The sequence below is a fragment of the Pantoea sp. ANP04 genome (assembly GCF_041982285.1).
Taxonomy (GTDB): Bacteria; Pseudomonadota; Gammaproteobacteria; order Enterobacterales; family Enterobacteriaceae; genus Pantoea; species Pantoea eucalypti.
The window spans coordinates 1-513 of sequence record NZ_JAUTYS010000198.1 but is presented as its reverse complement, the minus strand read 5'-3'; the positions used below and the strand labels follow the sequence as shown (position 1 = coordinate 513).

Here is a 513-nt window from a genome sequence, read left to right as displayed (position 1 = left end):
CGCCTGAAATATGGACAATTTGGTCGAATAGATCCGAGTAAAACTCCAGTCCCATCAGCCAAATTCCCGGAACTCCACGTTGATTATCATGAGCGTCGAAATATCCTGGAATTGAGATGGATGATCGGGCCTGAAAGCGTGCATTTATGGGAGCGGGCAATCACTTAGTGTGTGCCGGGTGCCGGAGTGGCATTTGCATCGCTGTTGTCGCTGCGAACATAGAGAGGTATTTGATGGATGGCGGCGCTATGCGCCCAGAAAGCGACGCGGAACGGCATAAGCCTGTTATTGTGGTGCCTGATACAGAGCTCGGCGAGCGTAGTCCCAGACGGCAGAGGCGGGACTCTGGTGAAAATAGGGCTGGGAACAGTGACATGCCATAGCTGCAGTTCATCGTTGGGTGCATCGGTAAGCACCAAGAGTACGGCCCGCCCATGGATGGAAATAAAGCCCATCACGTCTTCCACCATCTCGGCACCTTGCGCAAAGACTACTGGCATCCCTGATACCCAC

1 protein-coding gene is annotated in these 513 nt (G+C 53.6%); it reads right to left on the bottom strand.

Annotation, left to right across the window (positions count from 1 at the left end):
* Positions 1-164: 164 nt before the first annotated feature.
* Positions 165-513: hypothetical protein (locus Q7C21_RS23095; RefSeq protein WP_375151254.1), on the bottom strand; the 349-nt coding region annotated here is incomplete at its 5' end.